Source organism: Bradyrhizobium sp. USDA 3240 (assembly GCF_054063295.1).
Map to the genome: position 1 here is coordinate 6256580 of NZ_JBSSGD010000002.1, position 19330 is coordinate 6275909.

The 19330-nt window shown below is 64.1% G+C and carries 20 protein-coding genes; 11 read left to right on the plus strand and 9 right to left on the minus strand.

Features of this window, described 5'->3' with window-relative positions:
* Positions 1-11: 11 nt before the first annotated feature.
* From ACVIGA_RS30280 to ACVIGA_RS30300, 5 genes are read right to left on the minus strand one after another with little or no spacing between them, the layout of a single operon-like run.
* A complete protein-coding gene (locus tag ACVIGA_RS30280; RefSeq protein ID WP_456668873.1) occupies positions 12-1199 on the minus strand; it encodes an ABC transporter substrate-binding protein in 1188 nt (395 codons plus the stop codon).
* 30 nt (positions 1200-1229) lie between these two features.
* Positions 1230-2303 carry a branched-chain amino acid ABC transporter permease gene (locus ACVIGA_RS30285; RefSeq protein ID WP_456668874.1) on the minus strand — a complete coding sequence of 358 codons (1074 nt, stop codon included), beginning with the start codon at positions 2301-2303 and terminating at the stop codon, positions 1230-1232.
* Between the two features lie 3 nt (positions 2304-2306).
* Positions 2307-3221, minus strand: a complete 915-nt coding sequence (locus ACVIGA_RS30290) for a branched-chain amino acid ABC transporter permease (protein ID WP_456668875.1) — start codon at positions 3219-3221, stop codon at positions 2307-2309.
* A 1-nt stretch (position 3222) separates the two neighbouring features.
* On the minus strand, positions 3223-3945 hold the full coding sequence (locus ACVIGA_RS30295; RefSeq protein ID WP_456668876.1) for an ABC transporter ATP-binding protein: 723 nt from the start codon (positions 3943-3945) through the stop codon (positions 3223-3225).
* On the minus strand, positions 3942-4715 hold the full coding sequence (locus ACVIGA_RS30300; protein WP_456668877.1) for an ABC transporter ATP-binding protein: 774 nt from the start codon (positions 4713-4715) through the stop codon (positions 3942-3944). Before ACVIGA_RS30300 ends, ACVIGA_RS30295 begins: the two co-directional genes overlap by 4 nt.
* 100 nt (positions 4716-4815) lie before the next feature.
* Between ACVIGA_RS30300 and ACVIGA_RS30305 the strand changes: the two genes are divergently transcribed.
* Together ACVIGA_RS30305 and ACVIGA_RS30310 are read left to right on the plus strand one after the other, a co-directional pair.
* Entirely contained in the window at positions 4816-5736 is a 921-nt protein-coding gene (locus ACVIGA_RS30305) for a LysR substrate-binding domain-containing protein (protein WP_456668878.1), read from the plus strand.
* 168 nt (positions 5737-5904) lie between these two features.
* Positions 5905-6552, plus strand: coding sequence for a TetR family transcriptional regulator (locus tag ACVIGA_RS30310; RefSeq protein ID WP_456668879.1), 648 nt, complete (start codon positions 5905-5907; stop codon positions 6550-6552).
* 8 nt (positions 6553-6560) lie between these two features.
* On the opposite strand, the gene paaZ is transcribed toward ACVIGA_RS30310, so the two are convergent.
* Both paaZ and paaG read right to left on the minus strand, forming a co-directional pair.
* Positions 6561-8588, minus strand: coding sequence for a phenylacetic acid degradation bifunctional protein PaaZ (paaZ, locus tag ACVIGA_RS30315; RefSeq protein ID WP_456668880.1), 2028 nt, complete (start codon positions 8586-8588; stop codon positions 6561-6563).
* Between the two features lie 110 nt (positions 8589-8698).
* Positions 8699-9490 carry a 2-(1,2-epoxy-1,2-dihydrophenyl)acetyl-CoA isomerase PaaG gene (gene paaG / locus ACVIGA_RS30320; protein WP_456668881.1) on the minus strand — a complete coding sequence of 264 codons (792 nt, stop codon included), beginning with the start codon at positions 9488-9490 and terminating at the stop codon, positions 8699-8701.
* Between the two features lie 392 nt (positions 9491-9882).
* On the opposite strand from paaG, the gene ACVIGA_RS30325 reads away from it, so the two are divergent.
* Positions 9883-10863 carry an AraC family transcriptional regulator gene (locus ACVIGA_RS30325; protein ID WP_456668882.1) on the plus strand — a complete coding sequence of 327 codons (981 nt, stop codon included), beginning with the start codon at positions 9883-9885 and terminating at the stop codon, positions 10861-10863.
* A 39-nt stretch (positions 10864-10902) separates the two neighbouring features.
* On the opposite strand, the gene ACVIGA_RS30330 is transcribed toward ACVIGA_RS30325, so the two are convergent.
* Positions 10903-11274: a hypothetical protein gene (locus tag ACVIGA_RS30330; RefSeq protein ID WP_456668883.1), complete on the minus strand. Its 372-nt coding sequence runs from the start codon at positions 11272-11274 to the stop codon at positions 10903-10905.
* 223 nt (positions 11275-11497) lie between these two features.
* On the opposite strand from ACVIGA_RS30330, the gene ACVIGA_RS30335 reads away from it, so the two are divergent.
* From ACVIGA_RS30335 to ACVIGA_RS30370, 8 genes are all read left to right on the plus strand, one after another.
* The gene (locus ACVIGA_RS30335) at positions 11498-12091 is read left to right on the plus strand and encodes a class I SAM-dependent methyltransferase (RefSeq protein WP_456668884.1); all 594 of its coding nucleotides are present in this window, start codon (positions 11498-11500) and stop codon (positions 12089-12091) included.
* 232 nt (positions 12092-12323) lie between these two features.
* Entirely contained in the window at positions 12324-12671 is a 348-nt protein-coding gene (locus ACVIGA_RS30340) for a hypothetical protein (RefSeq protein ID WP_456668885.1), read from the plus strand.
* Positions 12672-12708: 37 nt separating this feature from the next.
* Positions 12709-13728 carry a DUF4424 domain-containing protein gene (locus tag ACVIGA_RS30345; protein WP_456668886.1) on the plus strand — a complete coding sequence of 340 codons (1020 nt, stop codon included), beginning with the start codon at positions 12709-12711 and terminating at the stop codon, positions 13726-13728.
* A gap of 19 nt (positions 13729-13747) precedes the next feature.
* Positions 13748-14260, plus strand: coding sequence for a hypothetical protein (locus tag ACVIGA_RS30350; RefSeq protein ID WP_456668887.1), 513 nt, complete (start codon positions 13748-13750; stop codon positions 14258-14260).
* A 234-nt stretch (positions 14261-14494) separates the two neighbouring features.
* The gene (locus tag ACVIGA_RS30355) at positions 14495-15616 is read left to right on the plus strand and encodes a branched-chain amino acid ABC transporter substrate-binding protein (RefSeq protein WP_456668888.1); all 1122 of its coding nucleotides are present in this window, start codon (positions 14495-14497) and stop codon (positions 15614-15616) included.
* Positions 15617-15861: 245 nt separating this feature from the next.
* Complete coding sequence (locus ACVIGA_RS30360) at positions 15862-16893, plus strand: hypothetical protein (protein WP_456668889.1); 1032 nt, start codon at positions 15862-15864, stop codon at positions 16891-16893.
* 75 nt (positions 16894-16968) lie between these two features.
* A complete protein-coding gene (locus ACVIGA_RS30365) occupies positions 16969-17826 on the plus strand; it encodes an alpha/beta fold hydrolase (protein ID WP_456668890.1) in 858 nt (285 codons plus the stop codon).
* A 47-nt stretch (positions 17827-17873) separates the two neighbouring features.
* Positions 17874-18713 (plus strand): class I SAM-dependent methyltransferase, encoded by an 840-nt coding sequence (locus ACVIGA_RS30370; RefSeq protein WP_456668891.1) that lies wholly within the window; start codon positions 17874-17876, stop codon positions 18711-18713.
* Between the two features lie 2 nt (positions 18714-18715).
* Here ACVIGA_RS30370 and ACVIGA_RS30375 read toward each other — a convergent pair whose 3' ends face one another.
* Positions 18716-19261, minus strand: a complete 546-nt coding sequence (locus tag ACVIGA_RS30375) for a TetR/AcrR family transcriptional regulator (RefSeq protein ID WP_456668892.1) — start codon at positions 19259-19261, stop codon at positions 18716-18718.
* Between the last annotated feature and the right edge of the window lie 69 nt (positions 19262-19330).

Sequence of the window (19330 nt, forward strand, 5' to 3'; positions counted from 1 at the left end):
GCGTTGCCGGGTTACTTGGACACCAGATAATCGAGCGGGATCTTTTCCGAGATCGTCCACTGGTCGATCACCTTCGGCTTGCCGGCCTCGGTGTCGACGATCAGGTAACGGCCTTGGTTCTGGTGGTGGATGTCCTTGCTGAAGGTGCGCGGCCCGAACAGCGTGGACTCGTCTTTCATCTTCTCGAGCTCGGCCACGACGGGCGCCGCATCGGTCGATTTGGCGCGCTCGACCGCCTTGGCCCAGACATCGATCAGGACGTAGCCGGGATAGACGTATTGGCTGGACGGGTCGCCGCCGGTGACTTCCTTGTACTTCTTGTTGAACTCGTTGACTTTCGGGTTCGGATCGTCGCCGTAGACCGAGCCCTGCACGGGAACATAGAAGTTCGAGAGATCAGGAACGGCGTTCAACCAGTAGCTGCCGTCGACGCCCGAGCCGTTGAGGATCATCGACTTGATGCCGGCGGCGCGGATCTGCTTGATGGCGGAGACGGCGCCCGGCATCATCGTGCAGAGCATGATGGCGTCAGGTTCCTTCGGCAGGCTCTTGATCCGCGTGATCTGCGACGCGATCGAGGCATCGTCGTTCTTGAACGTGTCGCTGCCGACCAGCTTGGCCTCCTTCAGGCGCGGCAGCATCCAGTCGAAGCCGTCGCAAATGCCCTTGTTGTAGACGGTCCAGCTGTCGAGCAGCCGATAGAAGCTGCGCGCGTTCTTCTTGGTGTACGCCCATTCCGACATGGTTGCGCCCTGCACCGGTGCCAGCACCGAGGCCGAGAACGAGAACGGACCGACGCCGGGAATGCCGGCCTTGATCGATTCGGCGCAGAGGAAGAAGGAAACCTTGCCGGCCGCCTGCGCCTGCAGCGCCGCGGGCGCACCGTAATCGTAGTCGCAGGAGACGATCACGAGATCGGCGCCCTGGTCGAGCACCGCAAGGCCGGCTTTGGCACCTTCGGCCTGATCGGTCTTGGTGTCGGCAAACACCGGCTTGATCTTCTTGCCGAGCAGGCCGCCGGCCTTGTTGATCTCATCGATCCGGATCAGCGCCGCGTCCTGCGCCGGCTTGTCATAGGCCTGCATGAATCCGGATGCCGCGGTCGCAAAACCAACGACGATCTCGTCGGCCGCCTGGGCCGGCGTGAACCAGAGCGTGGATGCTCCGGCCAGAATGCCGAGTAATGTCGTAAAGCGCATATCCCACTCCTCCAATTTTACAAACGAGCGTCAGTGCAGTTCCTTCAGTGCGGTCTGGACGGGCCGGGTCAGGCGCCGCTGCAACGGCCATCGGCGCCAGGAGAACTCCCGGTTGCGGGTCAATCCCGTCGGCAGGTACATCAGGATCACGATGGTGATGATCCCGATCGCGATCTCTTGCACGCCGTTCGGCAGGCCGACGGTGTGCCCGCCCAGGCTGATGCCCTTCTCGAGATCGCGGAACAGCTCGATCAGCCCCGATATTGCGACCACGCCCGAGACGGCGCCGCTGAGGCTGTACATGCCGCCGACGACCAGCATCGACAGCGTGATGAAGGTGGTCCGCAGATAGAATGCGCCGGGATTGACGATGCTCAGGAAATGCGCGTACAGCGCGCCGGCGAGCCCGATGATGAAGGCGCTGACGACGAAGGCGATCAGCCGTTCGCGGACGATGTCGATGCCGGAGGCGCTGGCGGCGACCGCTTCGTCGCGCGTGGCGCGCAGCGCGAGCCCCGAGCGCGAGATCGAGTAGAGATAGGCGATCGCGATGGCCACGGCGCCGCCGATCCATGCGGTCCAGACATTCATGGTGGGCGGAATGCCGACGATCGAGCCTTGTCCGCCCGTCACCGAATCCCAGTTCGAATAGACGTTGTTGATGACGCCGAGCAGGCCGAAGGTCGCAATCGAGGCGGCAATGCCCGACAGACGCATGATGACGCGCCCGACGATCAGCGCGAACAGCGCGGCAAACAGGCCGGAAATCGGCGTCGCCACCCACATCGGCAGTTGCGCATGGAGCAGCCATGTCGGCAGGCCCTTGAGCGTGATCGACTTCATCACCGGCGGAATGGTGAGCCAGGCGGTCATGTAGGCGCCGAGGCACACGAAGCTGATATGGCCGAACGACAGCAGGCCCGAATTGCCGACGAAGACGTAGAGGCCGACCACCACCATGATGTTGATGAACATCTCGACCACGGTGCGGTTGAAGGCCCGGCTGCCGAACTGATAGGAGAGGGCGGCCATGATGAGCAGCGCCACGATCAGCACGATCGGCGTGATGATCGTTTGCCGGATGACGGACGGCCGCTGCGACATCGATCAGACCCTCTGCTTGGCGGATTTCGGTGCGAACAGGCCCTGCGGCCGCACCAGAAGGACGACGATGACGGCGCCGTAGACGAAAGCGTCGCGGAACACGCGGGCGTCGTGCGGCAGGGTCGCCTGGAACACGACGCTGGCCGCACCGATCAGGAAGCCGGCGGCAACGGCGCCGGGAATGCTGCCGAGGCCGCCGATAACGGTTGCGATGAACGCGATCAGCATCACGTTGGCGCCCATGCCGATGTCGGCGGTGCCGGAATTGGTCGCCAGGATCAGGCCGATCGCCGCCGCCAGGATGCCGCTGATGGCGAAGGCCAGCAGGATCACGCCGTTGGCGCGGACCCCGAGCATGCGCGCCATGGTGAAATTATCGGCCGCCGCGCGCATCTCGAGGCCGTAGCGCGTGCGCTTCAGGAACAGGACGAGGATCACAAGCACGGCCAGCGTGATGATGATGGTCACGACCTGGAGCATCGGGATGTGCGCGCCGAAGACTTCGACCGGCAGGCCGAGGCTCGGCCACAGCGTGATCGACTTCGGCCGGCTGGAAAACAGCATCAGCAGGACATGGCGGATGACGAAGCCGAGCGCGAAGGACGCGATCATCATCGTCGCCGGATTGGCGTTGCGGAAGCGGCGGAAGACGACGACCTCCGACAGGATGGACAGCGCAGCGCCGATCAGCAGCAGCAGCGGGATCAAAAGATAGAACGGCAACTGGCCGGCAAACACGATCGCCGCCGCATCGATCGACGGCCACAGCATGGCGAAGACGCAGAAGGCGATGAAATCGCCGTGGGCGAAATTGACGAGCCGCATGACGCCGAAGATCAGGGCGATGCCGAGCGCACCCAGCGCATAGAGGCTGCCGAGGCTCAGCGCGTCGAAGATGATCTGGAGCAGCTCGCGCATCTCAGTGATCTCCGAAGCCGAAATAGGTCTGCTTCAGGCGATCATCCCTGACCATATCGGCCGCGGGGCCCTCGAGCACGATGCGCCCGCCGCGGATCAGGACCATCCGTCCGCCCGTCATCATGGCGCGCGTCGAGCTCTGCTCGACGATCAAGAGCGTGAGTTTGCGCTGTGCTCGCAGCCGCAGCAGGATCTCGTAGACCTGGTCGATGATCTTCGGCGCGAGACCCAGCGACGGCTCGTCGATCGCCATGATGCGGGGCGCGGCCATCAGCGCGCGGCCGATGACCAGCATCTGCTGCTGGCCGCCGGACAGCATGCCGGCCGGGCTGTGGCGGCGCTCGGCCAGCATCGGGAATTCCTGGTAGACCCGATCCAGGTCGCCGGCGATTGCCTTGCGATCGGTGCGCATGCCGGTGCCGACCTTCAGATTCTCCTCAATCGTCAGCGCGCCGAAGACGTTGCGTCCTTCCGGCACCAGCGAAAACCCGCGCCGCGCGATGTCTTCGGGCGCGGCACCGGTGATCCTTGCTCCGTCGATCATGATGGAGCCGGAGCCCGGCGGCACGACGCCTGCGATGGCGTTGAGCAGCGTCGACTTGCCGGCGCCGTTGGGGCCGGTCACGAACAGGATTTCGCCTTCGTCGACCGTCAATGTTACGCCGCGGAGCGCCGTGAGGCGCCCGTAGCTGACCGTGATGTCGTCGACGACGAGTGCGGTCATGACGCCACGGCCGCTTCGGCTGCGACCGGTGGAATCAGTTCGTCGCGCTGCGTGCCCATATAGGCATGCCGCACGGCATCGCTGTTGCGGATCTGGGCGGGCGGGCCGACTTCGATGATCTCGCCGGAATCGAGCACGAAGATGCGCTCGCAGAGCTCCAGCACGAGGCCGATATTGTGCTCGATCAGCAGCACGCCGACATTGAGCTCGGATGCGATCCTGCGGATGATGCCGGCGAGCTCGTGGCTCTCATGCTCCGACATGCCTGCCGCCGGTTCATCGAGCAGCAGATATCGCGGCGTGCCCATGATGGCGCGACCGATGGCAACGCGGCGCTCGTCGGTATAGGGCAATGCGCCGGCAATGCTGTTGGCGAGATGCGAAATGCCGAGCCAGGCCATCACCCGCTCGGCCTCGCTGATCGCGTCGGGACGGCCCTGACCGAGGCCGACGCCGGTCACTTCCAGGTTGTCCATGACAGGCAGGTCGCGGAAAAGGCGGCCCGACTGGAAGGTCCGCGCCACGCCTTTGCGTCGCAGCATGTGCGCTGCAATGCCGTTGAGTGCTTCGCCCTCCAGCTCCACGGTGCCGGCGCCGACCGGCTGGAAACCGGTCAATACATTAATAAGGGTGGTTTTGCCGGCCCCATTGGGCCCAATCAGTCCGGCGATATGCCCCCGCGGCACAGCCAGTGTAACGTCGGACAGTGCCTTCAGGCCTTCGAATTGGACGCTGACACCGCGAGCGACCAATTCCAAACCTTCGGACATCATCTCAACGCCTTCTCACCCGGAACCGACGGATTGATCTTTTCGTTCCGTCGCGGGATTGTAAAATTCGAAATATCGTTCGCTGATATCGGAAATTTTTATGTCTCTGACGTTCCGTCAGGTTCGGCACTTCATCGCGACGGCGGAGAGCGGCCGCGTTTCCGCGGCCGCGGCGGCTCTGAACGTGACGCAATCGGCGGTCACGTCGTCCATCAAGGCGCTCGAGGCCGAGCTCGGCCTCGAATTGTTCGACCGCCATTCCAACGGCGTGACGCTGACGTTCGACGGCCACGAGTTCTTGCAGCGCGCCCGCGCGATCGAAGCGAGCGTGTCAGATGCGACACGGGGGCCGCATCGCTGGGGAACACAGGTTGACGGCACCGTGGACGTGGCCGTGAGCTATACCGTGGCCGGATATTTCCTGCCGCCATTGCTGACGCGGTTCTGGCGGTCCTTCCCGGGCATCACGGTCCGGCTGCACGAGTTTCAACGCGATGCGATCGAGCAGAGCCTGATCAGCGGCAGCGTCGATGCGGCCATCATGCTGATCGCGAACCTGCATGACCGGCACTCCATTCGCTCGCGGCTGCTGTTGCGCTCGGCGCGTCGCTTGTGGACATGCGTCAATCATCCGCTGCTGCGCAAGGACAACATCAAGCTGACCGACCTCGCGAGCGAGCCTTATCTCATGTTGACCGTCGATGAAGCCGAGCGCTCCGCAATGCGCTACTGGCAGCACACCGCGCACGTGCCCAACGTCATCTTCCGCACCCTGTCGGTGGAGGCCGTCCGCAGCATGGTCGCGACCGGGATGGGGATCACCATCCTGTCGGACATGGTCTACCGTCCCTGGTCGCTCGAGGGACATCGCATCGAGCTCAAGACGCTTGATGACGATGTCCATACCATGGATGTCGGGCTGGCCTGGAAGGGCAATGCGGCGCTTTCGCCGGCGGCCCGCGCCTTCTGCGAGTTCGTCGCCCATTCCTATCCCGGATCGGAGCCGTTCAAGCTGGACTAGCGGCCCGGAGAGGCGACACTCCAATTCAGCCATGGAATTATTCGACCGGATGGTCAATAAATGCTGGTTCGGACGCGGCCCCGCGCAAGTAGGGCGGTGGTCCCGGAATTTTGCCGTTGATTGACATTTCCTGCGATGGCCAGACGGCGGCCGATGGAACGGAAAGACATGGCCCGATCGCGCGCCAAGGATTACGACGACAAGCGCCTCTCGATGTTGCATCGCTCGGCCGAGCTGTTTGCCGCATCGGGCTATGTCGGCACGTCGATGAACACGATCGCGGATACGTGCGGCGTGTCGAAGGCGCTGCTCTATCACTATTACCCCGACAAGGAGGCGATCCTGTTCGACATCCTGTCGTCGCATCTCAAGACGCTCGTGGCGGCGGTTCGGAAGGCGAGCGCACAGGCCGGCGATCCGGTCGAGCGCTTCAGGACGATCGTGGCGACGTTGCTTGAGCTCTACCGGCATGCCGACGCCGAGCATCAGGTCCAGATTGCGAGCCTCAAGCTGCTGCCGAAGGACAAGCAGCAGCCGCTGCTTGCGAGCGAGCGCATCCTGGTCGGGATCATGTCGGATGCGCTCGCCGCGGCCGTGCCGGCGGCCAAGCAGAAGCGCGTCCTCAAGCCGCTGACGATGAGCGTCTTCGGCATGCTGAACTGGCACTATATGTGGTTTCGCGACGGCGGGCCGATGACCCGCGCCGAATACGCCGACTTCGTCGCGCAACTGGTGCTGGCCGGTGCCGCGGACGCCGCCCGGCCGCGCAACAAGGCAAAGCCCGCCGGCCGAAGCCGGCAGGCCGAGTTGCTCTGAGCTGCGCGTTATGCCCGCATCGCGTTCATCGTCAGAAGCTCGTAGGTCGCCGCGGTCTCACCGGTCCCTGTCGTGATCTCGACGTCCCAGCGCACCTCGCCATACTGCTTGTTGCGTGGCGTCTTCTCCTTCGCGGTCAGCCGCACCTGGATCTGCTCGCCCGGCTGCACGGGCTTGACGAAGCGCAGCGAGTCGAGACCGTAATTCGCCAGCACCGGTCCGTAGTCGGGATCGACGAACAGGCCGGCCGCGAACGACAGCAGCAGGTAGCCATGCGCGACGCGGCCGGGGAAGAACGGGTGCCCCTTGGTGGCTTCCTCGTCCATATGGGCGTAGAAGGTGTCGCCCGTGAAATGCGCGAAGTGCTCGATGTCGTCCAGTGTGATCTGCCGCGACTTCGAGACCAGCGTGCGGCCGATCTCGAGATCGTCGTAGTGATAGCGGAACGGGTGCAGATCACCTTCGAGCACCGGGCTGCCCTTGAACCAGCGGCCGGTGACGCCGCTCAGCATCGCCGGCGAGCCCTGCAACGCGGTGCGCTGCATGTAGTGCTGGAGACTGCGGACGCCGCCCAGTTCCTCGCCACCGCCGGCCCGGCCCGGTCCGCCGTGAACCATCTGCGGCATCGGCGAGCCATGTCCGGTGTGTTCGGTCGCGCAATCGCGATCGATGATTGCGACACGGCCGTGAAAACTGCCGATGCCGAACGCGAGCTCGGTCGCGGCCGGGATGTCGTGGGTGTAGACCGATGCGACCAGGCTGCCGCCGCCGCGATTGGTCAGCGCGATGGCCTGGTCGAGATCGTCATAGCCCATCACGGTGCAGACCGGCCCGAACGCCTCGATCTCGTGCACCGCAGTCGCGGCGAGCGGCTTGGAACAGTGCAGCAGCAGCGGCGGGACGAACGCGCCGCGTTTGGCGTCAGCGTCGACCAGCGCGAAATTGTCGGGATCGCCGGCCACCAGTTCGGCTTCGGTGCGAAGCTTCGCGACATGGGCAAGCACATCGCTGCGTTGGGCGAGGCCGACCAGCGGACCCATCCTGACCTTCTCGTTCTCGGGATTGCCGATCGTGACCTTGGCGAGACGCTCGCGCAGCGCCGTGACGACCGCGTCGATCTGCGCCGACGGCGCCAATGCACGGCGGATCGCGGTGCATTTCTGCCCGGCCTTGACCGTCATCTCCTTCGCCACTTCCTTGATGAAGAGGTCGAACTCCGGGGTTCCCGGCACGGCGTCCGGCGCCAGGATCGCGGCGTTGAGCGAATCCCGCTCGGCGATGAAGCGGACCGCTTCGCGCGCGACGACGGGATGCCGCTGCAGCTTTTGCGATGTGTCGGCGGAGCCGGTGAAGGACACCACGTCCTGGCAGGTGAGATGGTCGAACAGGTCGCCGGTCGATCCGACGATGAATTGCAGGACGCCTTCCGGCAGTGCGCCGGACTCTATGATCATCCGCACAAGTTCGTAGGCGATATAGGAGGTAACGGTCGCGGGCTTGGTGACGACGGGAACGCCGGCGAGCAGCGCGGGCGCCAGCTTCTCCAGCATGCCCCAGCACGGGAAGTTGAACGCGTTGATATGCACGGCCACGCCGTGCAATGGCGTGACGATGTGCTGACCGGCGAATGCGCCGCCCTTGGAGAGACCCTCGACGTTGCCGTCGAGCACGTACCTGGTGTTCGGAAGCTCGCGGCGGCCCTTGCTGGCATAGGCGAACAGCGTGCCGATGCCGCCATCGACGTCGATCATGGCGTCGGTGCGGGTTGCGCCCGCATGGAGCGACAGTCTGTAGAGCCGGTCCTTGTGCTGGCTCAGATAGTCGGCCAGCGTCTTCAGCAGGCCGGCACGCTGGTGGAACGACAGCTTGCGGAGATTCTTGCCGCCGACCGTGCGGCCATAGCCAAGGATCTCGCGCATGTCGAGATCGGTTCTGGTTGCGAGCGCCACCACGTCGCCGGTGACGGCGCTGCGAATCTCGGTAGCCGGTTCGGCTGTGCCGGACCACTTTCCGCGAACGAAGCTGTCGAGTTTCATGACGGTGTCTGCCGTCCGTACGCCGCTGGATTGAGGCTGTGTCATCGAAATCGAACCCTCTGACTTTGTGATCAATGATGCGTCTTGCCTTGCGGGCGGAACGTTCAATTCTAGGCGCGCCCGACAAAGCGCGGCGTGCGCTTTTCGAGGAACGCGGTGACGCCTTCGGCATAGTCCGCCGACCGGCCCGCGCGGCCCTGCAGGTCGCGCTCGAGATCAAGTTGCGCGTCGAGCGTGTTGGTCTCGGAGGCATCGAGCGCCTGCTTGATCAGCGCAAGACCATCGGTCGGCTGCGTCGCGAGAGAGGCGGCGAGGGCGTGGGCCTCCGCCATCAGGTCGGAATCCTCGACCACTCTCCAGATCATGCCCCATGTCTCCGCCCGCTCCGCGGAGATCGGTTCGGCGAGCATGGTCAACGCACGAGCCCGCGCTCCGCCGACGAGCCGCGGCAGGAACCAGGTGCCACCGGAATCCGGGACGAGGCCGAGCTTCGCGAAGGCCTGAATGAACTTGGCCGATCGTGCGGCGATCACGATATCGCAGGCAAGGGCCACATTCGCGCCAGCGCCCGCGGCCACGCCGTTGACGGCGCACACGACCGGCATCGGAACGCTGCGCAGCTTGCGCACCAGCGGGTTGTAGCATTTTTCGATCGGCATTGAGAGATCAGGCGTTTCGCCCGGCGTGAACACGCCGTCCGAAAGATCCTGCCCGGCGCAGAACCCGCGTCCGGCCCCGGTCAGGATCAGCGCGCGGCAGGACTTGTCCTGTTCGGCTGCAATCAGCGCGGCCATCAATGCGGCGTGCAGATCGGCGCTGAATGAATTCAGGCGGTCGGGCCTGTTGAGCGTCAGGACGCGATATCCGGCGCGGATATCGGTCAACACCAAATCGCTGACCATGATTGCCTCCCGTTGCGGCTTCTGATGACCGAGGTCGCATGACCTGCGACCGGATTTACTATTGACCGTCCGGTCAGTCAATTATAATTTATCCGCGCTCCGATGCGGACGGCGTGTTCGGGCTTATCGGAGCGAGGACAATTTTAGTCCCGGTCGCGAATTCGGGCGCGACAAAATCCATCAAGGTCGAAGGAATTTCGCGCGCGCTGTACCAGGCTGCGCATTTGCGAAGCTTAATGCGCGATGCTTGACACTTGTCAGATCGAGTCATCGGGGGAACCGGCGAAAGGTTCACGTTCAACGTGGCGTTGCATGGCCCCCATGCTCGGGTGTGGGCTGCCACAAATCAGCCGCATATGAACGGCGACTTCCGCCACCATGAGGGCGAGCCGATGACAATGCAGTCGGGCGATATCACAGGGTTTCGATTCTCGACCGCGCATTTCGGCGAGCGCGATCGCTTGCCGATCTTTCGCGAGCAGATCGGGCGGATGATCGTCAAGCTCGATCCGGAGCCGCTCGACGACGGCGCGTTTCATGCCGAAGCCAATGTGCGCGAATTGTCCGGGCTCGGCATCGGGTCCTGGGCATGCAGCAATCTCAAGATCGCAAGACCACGCGAACTGCTCGACGGCACCGACGATTTGGTGCTGACGATCGTCACGAGCGGCAGCACCCGCGCCTCGCAGCGCGGTCGCGATATCGAGCTCAGCCCGGGCCAGGCCGTGCTGCAGTCGAGCGCGGAAGCCGGCAACATAGTGGTGCCGGTGTCGCCGAGCCGCTTCGTCGGTCTCCGGCTGCCGCGCAACGCGCTCGCCTCGCTGGTCAACGATCCCGAAGACATGCTGATCCGCCCTCTGCCGGCGAACACCGAGGCGATGCGCCTCCTGGCGCTTTACATCAGGGAGCTCGACGACAGCTACCAGCTTTCGACTGCCGAGCTGCGCGGTGCCGTCGTCAAGCATCTGATCGATCTCGGCGCGCTGATCATCGGCGCCAACCGTGACGCGGCGGTTGCCGCGGAAGACGGCGGACTGGCGGCGGCCCGGCTTGCCGCGATCAAGGCCGACATCAGTGACAATCTCGGCTATGGCGACCTCACGCTGCCCGCGGTGGCTGCCCGGCTGAGGCTCACGCCGCGCCATATCCAGAGGCTGTTCGAGAGCGTGGGTTCAACTTTCTCGGAATTCGTGCTCGGCCAGCGCTTGGCGCGCGCGCATCATCTGCTGACCGATCCGCGCCACAGCCGCAGCGCCATCGGCACGATTGCGTTCGAAGTCGGGTTCGGCGACCTGTCCTACTTCAACCGCACCTTCCGCCGGCAGTACGGCGTGACGCCGTCGGATATCCGCGCGGTGCCGCGGCGTTCCTGACCGAACGTCTGAATTCCCGTTGTGCCGCCCGACCGCTCCTTACGGCTCTCCACAACCCGGCACCCGCCGGATCTGCTCGATCAGCCGCCGGTGACGCTCCGCGGTTAGCGTGCGCTCATTCGCGCACATCAGCATCGCAACGCATGCTGCCTGCGGCGCGGAGGGCCAAGCGATGGTGCCGTCGATCGCGCCGTCGCATTTGAGGTAGGCGTTCTTCGCATCCCAACGGATCGCGCTTTCCGGTGCTGGCGTTGCGGCGGCTGTCACGATCAGTGCCGTTCCGATCAACACGACCGATCGGGATATCCGCCGATATGATCCGCGCATGTCGCGTGTCCAATCCTTTTGAAGGTTGCTGACGATACAGGAGCGTCCAAGGCGGGCAATCATTAGCGGGCGGCCGATCTGCATACAATTCCGCCGTCGGGCAGCCATGCAGCGACAAATTCGATTCTCGTCGTCAACCGATGTCGCATATGTCCAAATCGCTGTCGCATCGGTCCGTGCGACATAACCCCTAAGCGCATAAAAGGCAGCTTCCGCGCGATCTTGCCTACGGGACGATCCGCTCAGGCCGGCGCCGGCATCGCGTGCATCGGCTCAAATTTCAGGACGTATCATGGCTCCGCCTCGCTTGATCGCCCGCCATCTCGCTCATCCGCGCGGCGTCTTCGGTCGTTTCGTTGGCGGCCTGATGAACCGGCACAACAGCCGGATGAACCGCTTTGCGCTGGAGTTGCTCGATGTGAAGTCCTCCGACCGCGTCGCCGAGATCGGGTTCGGCGGCGGCGTGACGCTCGCGCCTTTGCTCGACTGCGCTGCTCATCTGACGGCGGTCGATCGCTCCCAGGACGTGGTGGCATGGGCGACAGCGCGATATCGGACTGCGATTGACGCCGGGCGCGCCGACTTTCGGATCGGAGAAATCGAGGCCTTGCCGCTGGAGAGTGATCAATTCGACAAGGTGTGCAGCGTCAACACCGTGTACTTCTGGCGATCGCTGTCCATAGGTGCCAGCGAGATCAGGCGGGTGCTCAAGGCAGATGGCGTGCTCGCGCTCGGCTTCCTGCCGGGTGATGTGATGGAGCACCTGGGATTTCCCAAGGACATCTTCACTTTTCGAGCCGTCGACGATGTCAGGCATGCCTTGCGGGAAGCTGGATTTGGAACCGTCGAGATCCATCGTCCCGAGCCTGGCACGACGTGGAACGTGATCGTTGCGCAATAGGAAGAGTATGCTTGCCCTTCAACACCGTTCGCAGCGAAGGCCTCGGCTGCGCATGTATCGACATCGGATTCGAGGGAAAGATCACGATGCAGCGAACTTGTTCGGCTCCTGGCGCACTCATTCAGGAAGGATTGGGCTCATGTCGGCTTCACTCATTCGATCAGCATCAGTGATTCTCTGCCTTCTAGCGGGAATAGCGCCGATCGCCACCGAGGCCGCGAGTGCGAAACCTGTGCTCAGTATCGAGAACGGGTTCCAACAGACCGTTGCGGTCACGGCCGGGAGCGAACTCTCGTTCGGATCACCGCGGCAATCGCCGATCCGACCTGGCGGCACCGGCGCCGGCGAAATCACGATCTCGCTTGCGGCCGGCGCTGCCGCCGGTATTGCCAAGCTGCATGTTTTCGAGCGCAGTGCTGTCCCGATCGGTTTCACGGTGACGGCCTGGCAGGACCGGAAATCGATCGCGGTCGTCAAGCTTTGCGGTCACCTCGAGATGGACAGTTGGGTCGTGCTGCCGATCGAGACGACGCACGTCGACGTCTCCGATTTCTTCACGGTCAAGGACGGATGCGACTGACTGCCGCGAGTTTGCTTCCCCAATCAAGCGAGAAGGAATGACCATGCCTCCGATAGCCAAAGGGGTCCTTCTGGTCCTGCTTGCCGGGCTGCTGCCCTGGTGCGCGCGGGCGAATGACACGTCCGCTGCGCTCGAAACCGGGGGACTTCGCTTCAAGCAGGACCCCGATATCGTGATGCGTTCCGAGGATCTGTTCATCTCCGAGAAGCAGATCCGGATCGTCTACCGGTTCTTCAACACCTCGGCTGCCGACAAGACGATCATGATCGCGTTCCCGATGCCCGACATCGTCGGCAGGGAGGGGGACGAGAATATCGGGCTCCCGACCGACGATCCCGAGAACATCTTTGATTTCCACGTCACCGTCGAGGGCAGGGCGGCCGCGCCGCATCTCGAACAGACGGCGCTCGCGAACGATGTGGACCAGGCGGCGCTGCTGCGGAAGCTCGGAATTCCGCTGATGCCGATCAGGGGGCCTGCGGGCGAGCTGCTCGATAGGGTGCCGAAATCGAACTGGCCGGAGCTCGTCAAGCTCGGCGTCGGCGCAATCGAGACCTATGGGTCGGGTGGTCCGATGCAGGATCATCTGGTGCCGACCTGGACGTTGCGCTCGGCCTATACCTGGACGCAGACCTTCACTGCGGGTCGGGAGATCATGTTCGAGCAGACCTATCGTCCGAGCGTCGGCGGCTCGGTGCAGACGATCGTCGGCGCCGACAACTGGCGCAGCAATCCGGAAGCGCGGGAGTTTCTCGCGTCATATTGCATCGACGACGACTTGATCCGCACCATCGAGCGGGCGCGCGCGACCAGGCACGCTCCCTATCCCCCATTCAGTGAACGCTCGATTGCCTATGTGCTCTCGACCGGCGCCAACTGGGCGGCGCCGATCGGCGACTTTCACCTCACCATCGACAAGGGTGAGCCCAACAATTTCGTCAGCTTCTGCGCGGATGGCGTCAAGAAGACCGGATCGACCCGCTTCGAGGTCCGGCACACGAACTTCACCCCGTCGCGAGATCTGAAGATTGTCATCTTTGTTCCGAACCCGAACTAGCGCCGGCGGCGTTTCAACCATGACGAACACGCCCTGGATGGTCGTGATGCCGAGCCTGCGCCTGCTTCTCTGTATCGGTGGGTTGGCCGGCCCGGCATCGGCGCAGTCCACCGATCCGCATCATCCGACAGTGCTCGGCGTCGGCGTCAATCGCGCCAACATCACAAACGATGTCCGCGGTCATTACTACAGCTTCATGGCGGGGCCGGGCCATGTCGATGCCGAACTCGCCTTCAAGGAGATGGGCGTGTTCGGCCGTCCGCTGCCGCAGCATCTCAACTTCGACTTCTGGAATGCGGACGGCGTTCGGCTGTCTCACATCGAGGTCCTGTCCCAGGGCAGCGTTGCCCACCGGCACACCGATGCCGATCTGCCGGCGCGACAACGGATTAATGTGGCGGTCTCGACGCAATGGGGCGCGATCAAGGTCGGCGGCTACTACGAGATCGAGCTGAAAGGCGCCGTGGAGGCGGCAGCACCGGTCGGAGCCGACGTCAAGCCGGCAGAGCCCGAGCCGCTGGTGCGGCCGTGATCGAGCTATCACCAGCCATGTGCTGTCGCGCACACAGGACGATTCCAGGCGCCAATGCACGGCAACGTGTTTCACATTGTTGCCTAATGTCGCATATGTCCAATCCCCCGTCGCCTCAGTCCGAGCCTGCTGCTCATCGCGCGCATACAAGGCAGCCCCCGATGATCGTTGCGGCCGGCGATACCAGTCGATTGCGATGCATTGAGGCGACTTGAGACCATCGAGGAGAATATGATGAAGTTTGCACTTCGAGGATACTTTCTTGCGGTTGGTGCGAGCCTGGCATTGTCCAGCGCGGCCATGGCCCAGGATATCAGTGTTGCCGTGGTTGGGCCGATGACCGGCTCGGAGGCGAGCTTCGGTCAGCAGTTCAAGAACGGTGCTGACCTTGCCATCGCCGACATCAATGCGGCGGGCGGCGTGCTCGGCAAGAAGCTGAAGCTGGAGGTCGGCGACGACGCCTGTGATCCGAAGCAGGCGGTGTCGGTTGCCGAGAAGATGGCGGGTGCGAAGATTCCGTTCGTCGTCGGGCACTTCTGCTCGTCGACCTCGATCCCCGCCTCGGACGCCTATGCCGAGGGCAATGTGCTGCAGATCACGCCGGGCTCGACCAACCCGCTCTTCACCGAGCGCGGATTGTGGAACACGTTCCGCGTCTGCGGCCCGGATGACCAGCAAGGCATGGTCGCGGCCGCCTACATCATCAAGAACTACAAGACCAAGAACGTCGCGATCATCCACGACAAGACGACCTACGGCAAAGGCCTTGCCGACGAAACCAAGAACGCCATCAACGCGGCGGGCGTGAAGGAAAAGCTCTATGAAGCTTACACCAAGGGCGACAAGGATTTTGCCGCGCTGGTGTCGCGCTTCAAGAGGGAATCGATCGATTTCGTCTATGTCGGTGGCTACTACGCCGAGGCGGCCTTGATCCTGCGCCAGATGCGCGAGCAGGGCGTCAATGCCGTGCTGATGGGCGGCGACGCCTTGGTCGACAAGCAGTTCGCCGCGATTGCGGGTCCGCTTGCCGAGGGCTCGCTGTTCACCTTCTCGCCAGATCCGCGCAAGAAGGTGACCGCGGCCGCGACCTTGAAGAAGTTCAAGGACAAGGGCATCGATCCGGACGGCTACACGCTCTACAGCTATGCCGCGTTCCAGATCTGGAGCCAGGCCGTCACCCGCGCCCAGACCACGGACGCCAAGAAGATCGCAGCGACCATCAAGGGTGGACACTGGGACACCGTGCTCGGCAACATCAGCTACACGCCGAAGGGTGACATCACCCTGATCGACTACGTCGTGTACCGCCGCGACAAGGACGGCAACTACGCCGAGCTGCCGGCCGCCGGTCAATGATCGCTGGCCGCGACATCGGCGCTCCTCCCTGATCGATGTCGCGGCTGTGCCGGCTCACAGCGCCAACGGACCAACCCTCTGCCAGCCCCGAGGTGTTGGCGCTGTGATGCCTGGTCTGCGGCGGACAAGCTGCCCTAGGGCGGTTGCCGCATCAGTCACCGCATCGAGCTGATCCCGCAACAGCAATCCCGTTGAATCCAATCTCGATCGATCACGGCAACCCAAGAGCCAACAAGAGGCAACACGTGTCTGACATAAGCCTGAGCAATGGCGGCGGCCGCGGCGGTTCAGCCGATTGGCACGCCGCGGGACAATCCCAGGGGGTGTCCCATTCCTATCCGTTGCTGGTTCGCGATCATGGTTTGGCGACGGCGCTCAAGCTATTGGTCGAGACTTTGCCCTATGCGCTGGCGCGCTGGGGTGTGCTGCTGGCCTTTGCCGTAGCGTGCGCCATCTGGGCCGTGGTCGCGGTCGGCGGCGCGGTCTGGCTCGGTACCCATGTCGCCAGCGTGTTCGGCTATTGCTGGCTGCTTGGCATCCTGCTGCTCGGCGGATGGATCTGGGGCGCCATCCTTCGCTACACGCTTCACATGATCGCCTGCGGCCATGTCGCCGTGCTGACCGAGCTGATCACACGCGGCAGCATCGGCAACGGCACCGAAGGGCAGTTCGCCTACGGTCGCCGGATCGTGATGGACCGCTTCGGCGAGGTCGCGGTCCTGTTCGGGCTCAACGCGCTGATCCGCGCCGTGCTGCGCGCGTTTCACAATGCGCTCGATACGCTCGGCGATTGGCTGCCGGGACCCGGCATGAAGGCGATCGTCGGTCTGCTCAACACCATCCTGTCGGCCGCGACGCGCTATCTGGACAAGGTGGTGCTGTCCTACGATCTGGCGCGCGGCGGCGACGATCCGAGGCGCAACATCCAGGATGGACTGGTCTATTATTGCCAGAACGCCAAGCCGATCTTGGCGACGTCGGTCTGGATGGTCATCGTCGAGCGGATCCTGAGCATCCTGCTTTGCCTGCTGCTGCTGGTCCCCGCAGGGGTGGTGACGGTCTGGCTGCCTGAGGCCGTCAGGGAATATGGCGCCGTGGTCACCGTCTTCATCGCGGCCCTGCTGGCGGTGACGGTGCGCGCGGCATTCATCCAGCCGCTGTTCCTGATCTGCATGATGATCCGCTTTCACGCGCTGATCGAGAACCAGCCGATCAATTCGACCTGGGTCGGTTATCTCGACGGCCTCACAGACAAGTTCCGGCAGATCGGGCGCTGAGATCGGCGCGGGTGGTGCCGAAGTGCAATCCGGCCGACGCCTGATGCTGGCGGCATTTCGCAACGGAGATGTTCGGTGACCGACATTACGCTCGACAATAACGGCGTCAGGCTGGCTGCTTCGGTCGATGGCCCGCCGGACGGTGAACCGATCCTGTTTCTGCACGGCCTGTCGCTCAGCCGCGACACATGGCAGGAAACCGGCGGTCGGCTCAGGGATCGACACCGGGTCTGGACTATGGATTTCCGGGGGCACGGGCACTCGGATCGGGCCCCGAGCTACGCGCTCGCCGACTATGTTTCGGACGCGGAGACCGCATTGGCCGCAATCGGGCGTCCGGCGGTGATCGTCGGGCACTCGCTCGGCGGCTGTGTTGCCGGGGTGCTGGCACAGCGCGGCGATGCCGATGTGCGCGCCGCCTTCCTCGAGGATCCGCCATGGTATCTTGGCCAGCCGGGGGAGTGGGAGAAATCGGCTTTCCCAAGGCTGTTTTCGATCGTCAGCGCGCGTCAGGCCGCGTGGCAGCAGGCGCGCGCGCCACTCGGCACTTATCTGGCATTCCTTGCAGACTCTCCGACCCCCATGGGCGGGATCGGCCGCGATCATTTCGGCCCCCGTCACCTGTTGAGCCATGCGTCAGCGCTGCAGCGGCAAGACGGGCGCTACTGGGCGGACGGAAACGTTGCGACCTCCGTTCTTGCGGCGATTCCGACCGGGCGGGAATTCCTCTGTCCCGTCAGGATCATTCAGGCCGATCCTGGATGTGGGGCGGCATTGCTGGAAGACCACGACGCGCGCTTCGCGCACGACAATCCGCGTGCCGACATCGTTCGCTATGAGGGATGCGGCCATTCACCCCACCGCGCCATCGCGTTCGAGCAGCGCTTCGCGGCGGATCTGCAGGCATTCCTGTCGGGCCTGCGGCCGGCGTGAGCACGGGCGCGGCCGCCTCCATTCACGAACCGAAGACGGGTAGATCCATGCAAGAGACGTGCGGTTACGATCCGAACTATGTGATGGGGCGTTCGACCGCGGAGACCGACAGGCTCAAGCGCCAGTCGCAGCTCTACGATGCGTCCACATGGCAGCTCCTGAAGGAGGCCGGGCTCTCGCGGGGCATGAAGGTGCTCGATGTCGGAAGCGGCGCCGGCAACGTGTCCTTCATCGCCGCCGGCCTGGTCGGCGAGAGCGGGGCGGTCGTCGGGGTCGACAGCAACCCCGCCATCGTCGAGGAAGCCGCGGGCACGGCACGCTCGCTCGGCCTCGGCCAGGTCTCGTTCCGGGTCGGCGACATCAGCACGATCGAGCTCGACCGGGATTTCGATGCGGTCGTTGGCCGGCTCGTGTTGATCTATGTGAAGGATCCCGCGGCGCTCATTCGGCACTTGCTCGGGCACGTCAAGCCCGACGGCATCGTGGCGTTTCAGGATCTCGACTGGGGCGAGGGGCCGATCGCCAATCCGCCGTCGCCGCTGCTGTCGCAGGCGTGGGGCACCGTGAAGGAGATGTTCGCCCGGGCGGGCCTGAACAACCGCATGGGATTGTCGTTGCACGGCGCCTTCGTCGCGGCCGGGCTTGCCGCGCCGCGCATGAGCCTGTTTGCGCCGGCCGGAGGCGGGGAGGATTTCGACGGTTACGACTACATGGCGAGCGGCCTGCGCAGCAACCTGCCGCATATCGTCAAGCTCGGCGTCGCCACCGAAGCGGATCTGGCGCTGGACAGTTTTGCCGAGCGCTTGCGCACCGAGGTCGTCGCCATGCAGGGCGTCTTTGCGCTGCCGACCTTCGTCGGCGCATGGTCGCGCAGGCAGCCGGGCTGACCTCAGGCATGGCCAACGACCGCGTCGATGAACGTCGCGGCCAATTCCCTCAACTGCTTGCGGCTGTATCCGGCGCGTTCCATCACGGCCAGCCCGCGCGTGTACGTCACGATGACGCGCGCCAGCCGCTTCGCATCGGCCGCGCTGCGCTTGCCCAGCGCCGTGCCGAGGGCCTTGCCGATCAGCTGCTCGAGCCGCGTGAGCACATCCTGCACGCGCTGACGCACATCCGCGCTTGAGATGGCCGCGTCGAGCGCCGTGCGCGTAGTCAGGCAGCCGCGCGGCGGCGAGCCGTCCGTCATGTTGACGATGATCATGTCGAAGAAGTGCCTCAGCCCCGCCGCAGTGTCGCCCTGAGCCAGCGCGTTGCCGGCCGCCTCCAGGAATTGCCCGGTATACCGATCGAAGGCGCGCAGGAACATCGCTTCCTTGTCGCCATAGGCGTTGTAGAGGCTGCCGCGCTGTACGCCGGTCGCCTCCGCGAGGTCCTGCATGGTCGCGTCGTGCAGGCCCTTGCGCCAGAACACGTCGAGTGCGGTCGCGATCACCGCGTCCTCGTCAAACTGACGCACACCTACCATGCGATTCGCTCCACCGGATCATTCTTGACATACTTG

Coding starts and splice junctions, on each gene's coding strand:
- ACVIGA_RS30295 (WP_456668876.1), bottom strand. CDS start 3,945: ATGACCGCACTCGTCGTCGACGACATCACGGTCAGCTACGGGCGCCTC.
- paaG (WP_456668881.1), bottom strand. CDS start 9,490: ATGGTCAGCGATTTGGTGTTGACCGATATCCGCGCCGGATATCGCGTC.
- ACVIGA_RS30350 (WP_456668887.1), top strand. CDS start 13,748: ATGACGAACACGCCCTGGATGGTCGTGATGCCGAGCCTGCGCCTGCTT.
- ACVIGA_RS30280 (WP_456668873.1), bottom strand. CDS start 1,199: ATGCGCTTTACGACATTACTCGGCATTCTGGCCGGAGCATCCACGCTC.
- ACVIGA_RS30370 (WP_456668891.1), top strand. CDS start 17,874: ATGCAAGAGACGTGCGGTTACGATCCGAACTATGTGATGGGGCGTTCG.
- ACVIGA_RS30310 (WP_456668879.1), top strand. CDS start 5,905: ATGGCCCGATCGCGCGCCAAGGATTACGACGACAAGCGCCTCTCGATG.
- paaZ (WP_456668880.1), bottom strand. CDS start 8,588: ATGAAACTCGACAGCTTCGTTCGCGGAAAGTGGTCCGGCACAGCCGAA.
- ACVIGA_RS30305 (WP_456668878.1), top strand. CDS start 4,816: ATGTCTCTGACGTTCCGTCAGGTTCGGCACTTCATCGCGACGGCGGAG.
- ACVIGA_RS30285 (WP_456668874.1), bottom strand. CDS start 2,303: ATGTCGCAGCGGCCGTCCGTCATCCGGCAAACGATCATCACGCCGATC.
- ACVIGA_RS30345 (WP_456668886.1), top strand. CDS start 12,709: ATGACCATGCCTCCGATAGCCAAAGGGGTCCTTCTGGTCCTGCTTGCC.
- ACVIGA_RS30300 (WP_456668877.1), bottom strand. CDS start 4,715: ATGTCCGAAGGTTTGGAATTGGTCGCTCGCGGTGTCAGCGTCCAATTC.
- ACVIGA_RS30355 (WP_456668888.1), top strand. CDS start 14,495: ATGAAGTTTGCACTTCGAGGATACTTTCTTGCGGTTGGTGCGAGCCTG.
- ACVIGA_RS30330 (WP_456668883.1), bottom strand. CDS start 11,274: ATGCAGATCGGCCGCCCGCTAATGATTGCCCGCCTTGGACGCTCCTGT.
- ACVIGA_RS30290 (WP_456668875.1), bottom strand. CDS start 3,221: ATGCGCGAGCTGCTCCAGATCATCTTCGACGCGCTGAGCCTCGGCAGC.
- ACVIGA_RS30325 (WP_456668882.1), top strand. CDS start 9,883: ATGACAATGCAGTCGGGCGATATCACAGGGTTTCGATTCTCGACCGCG.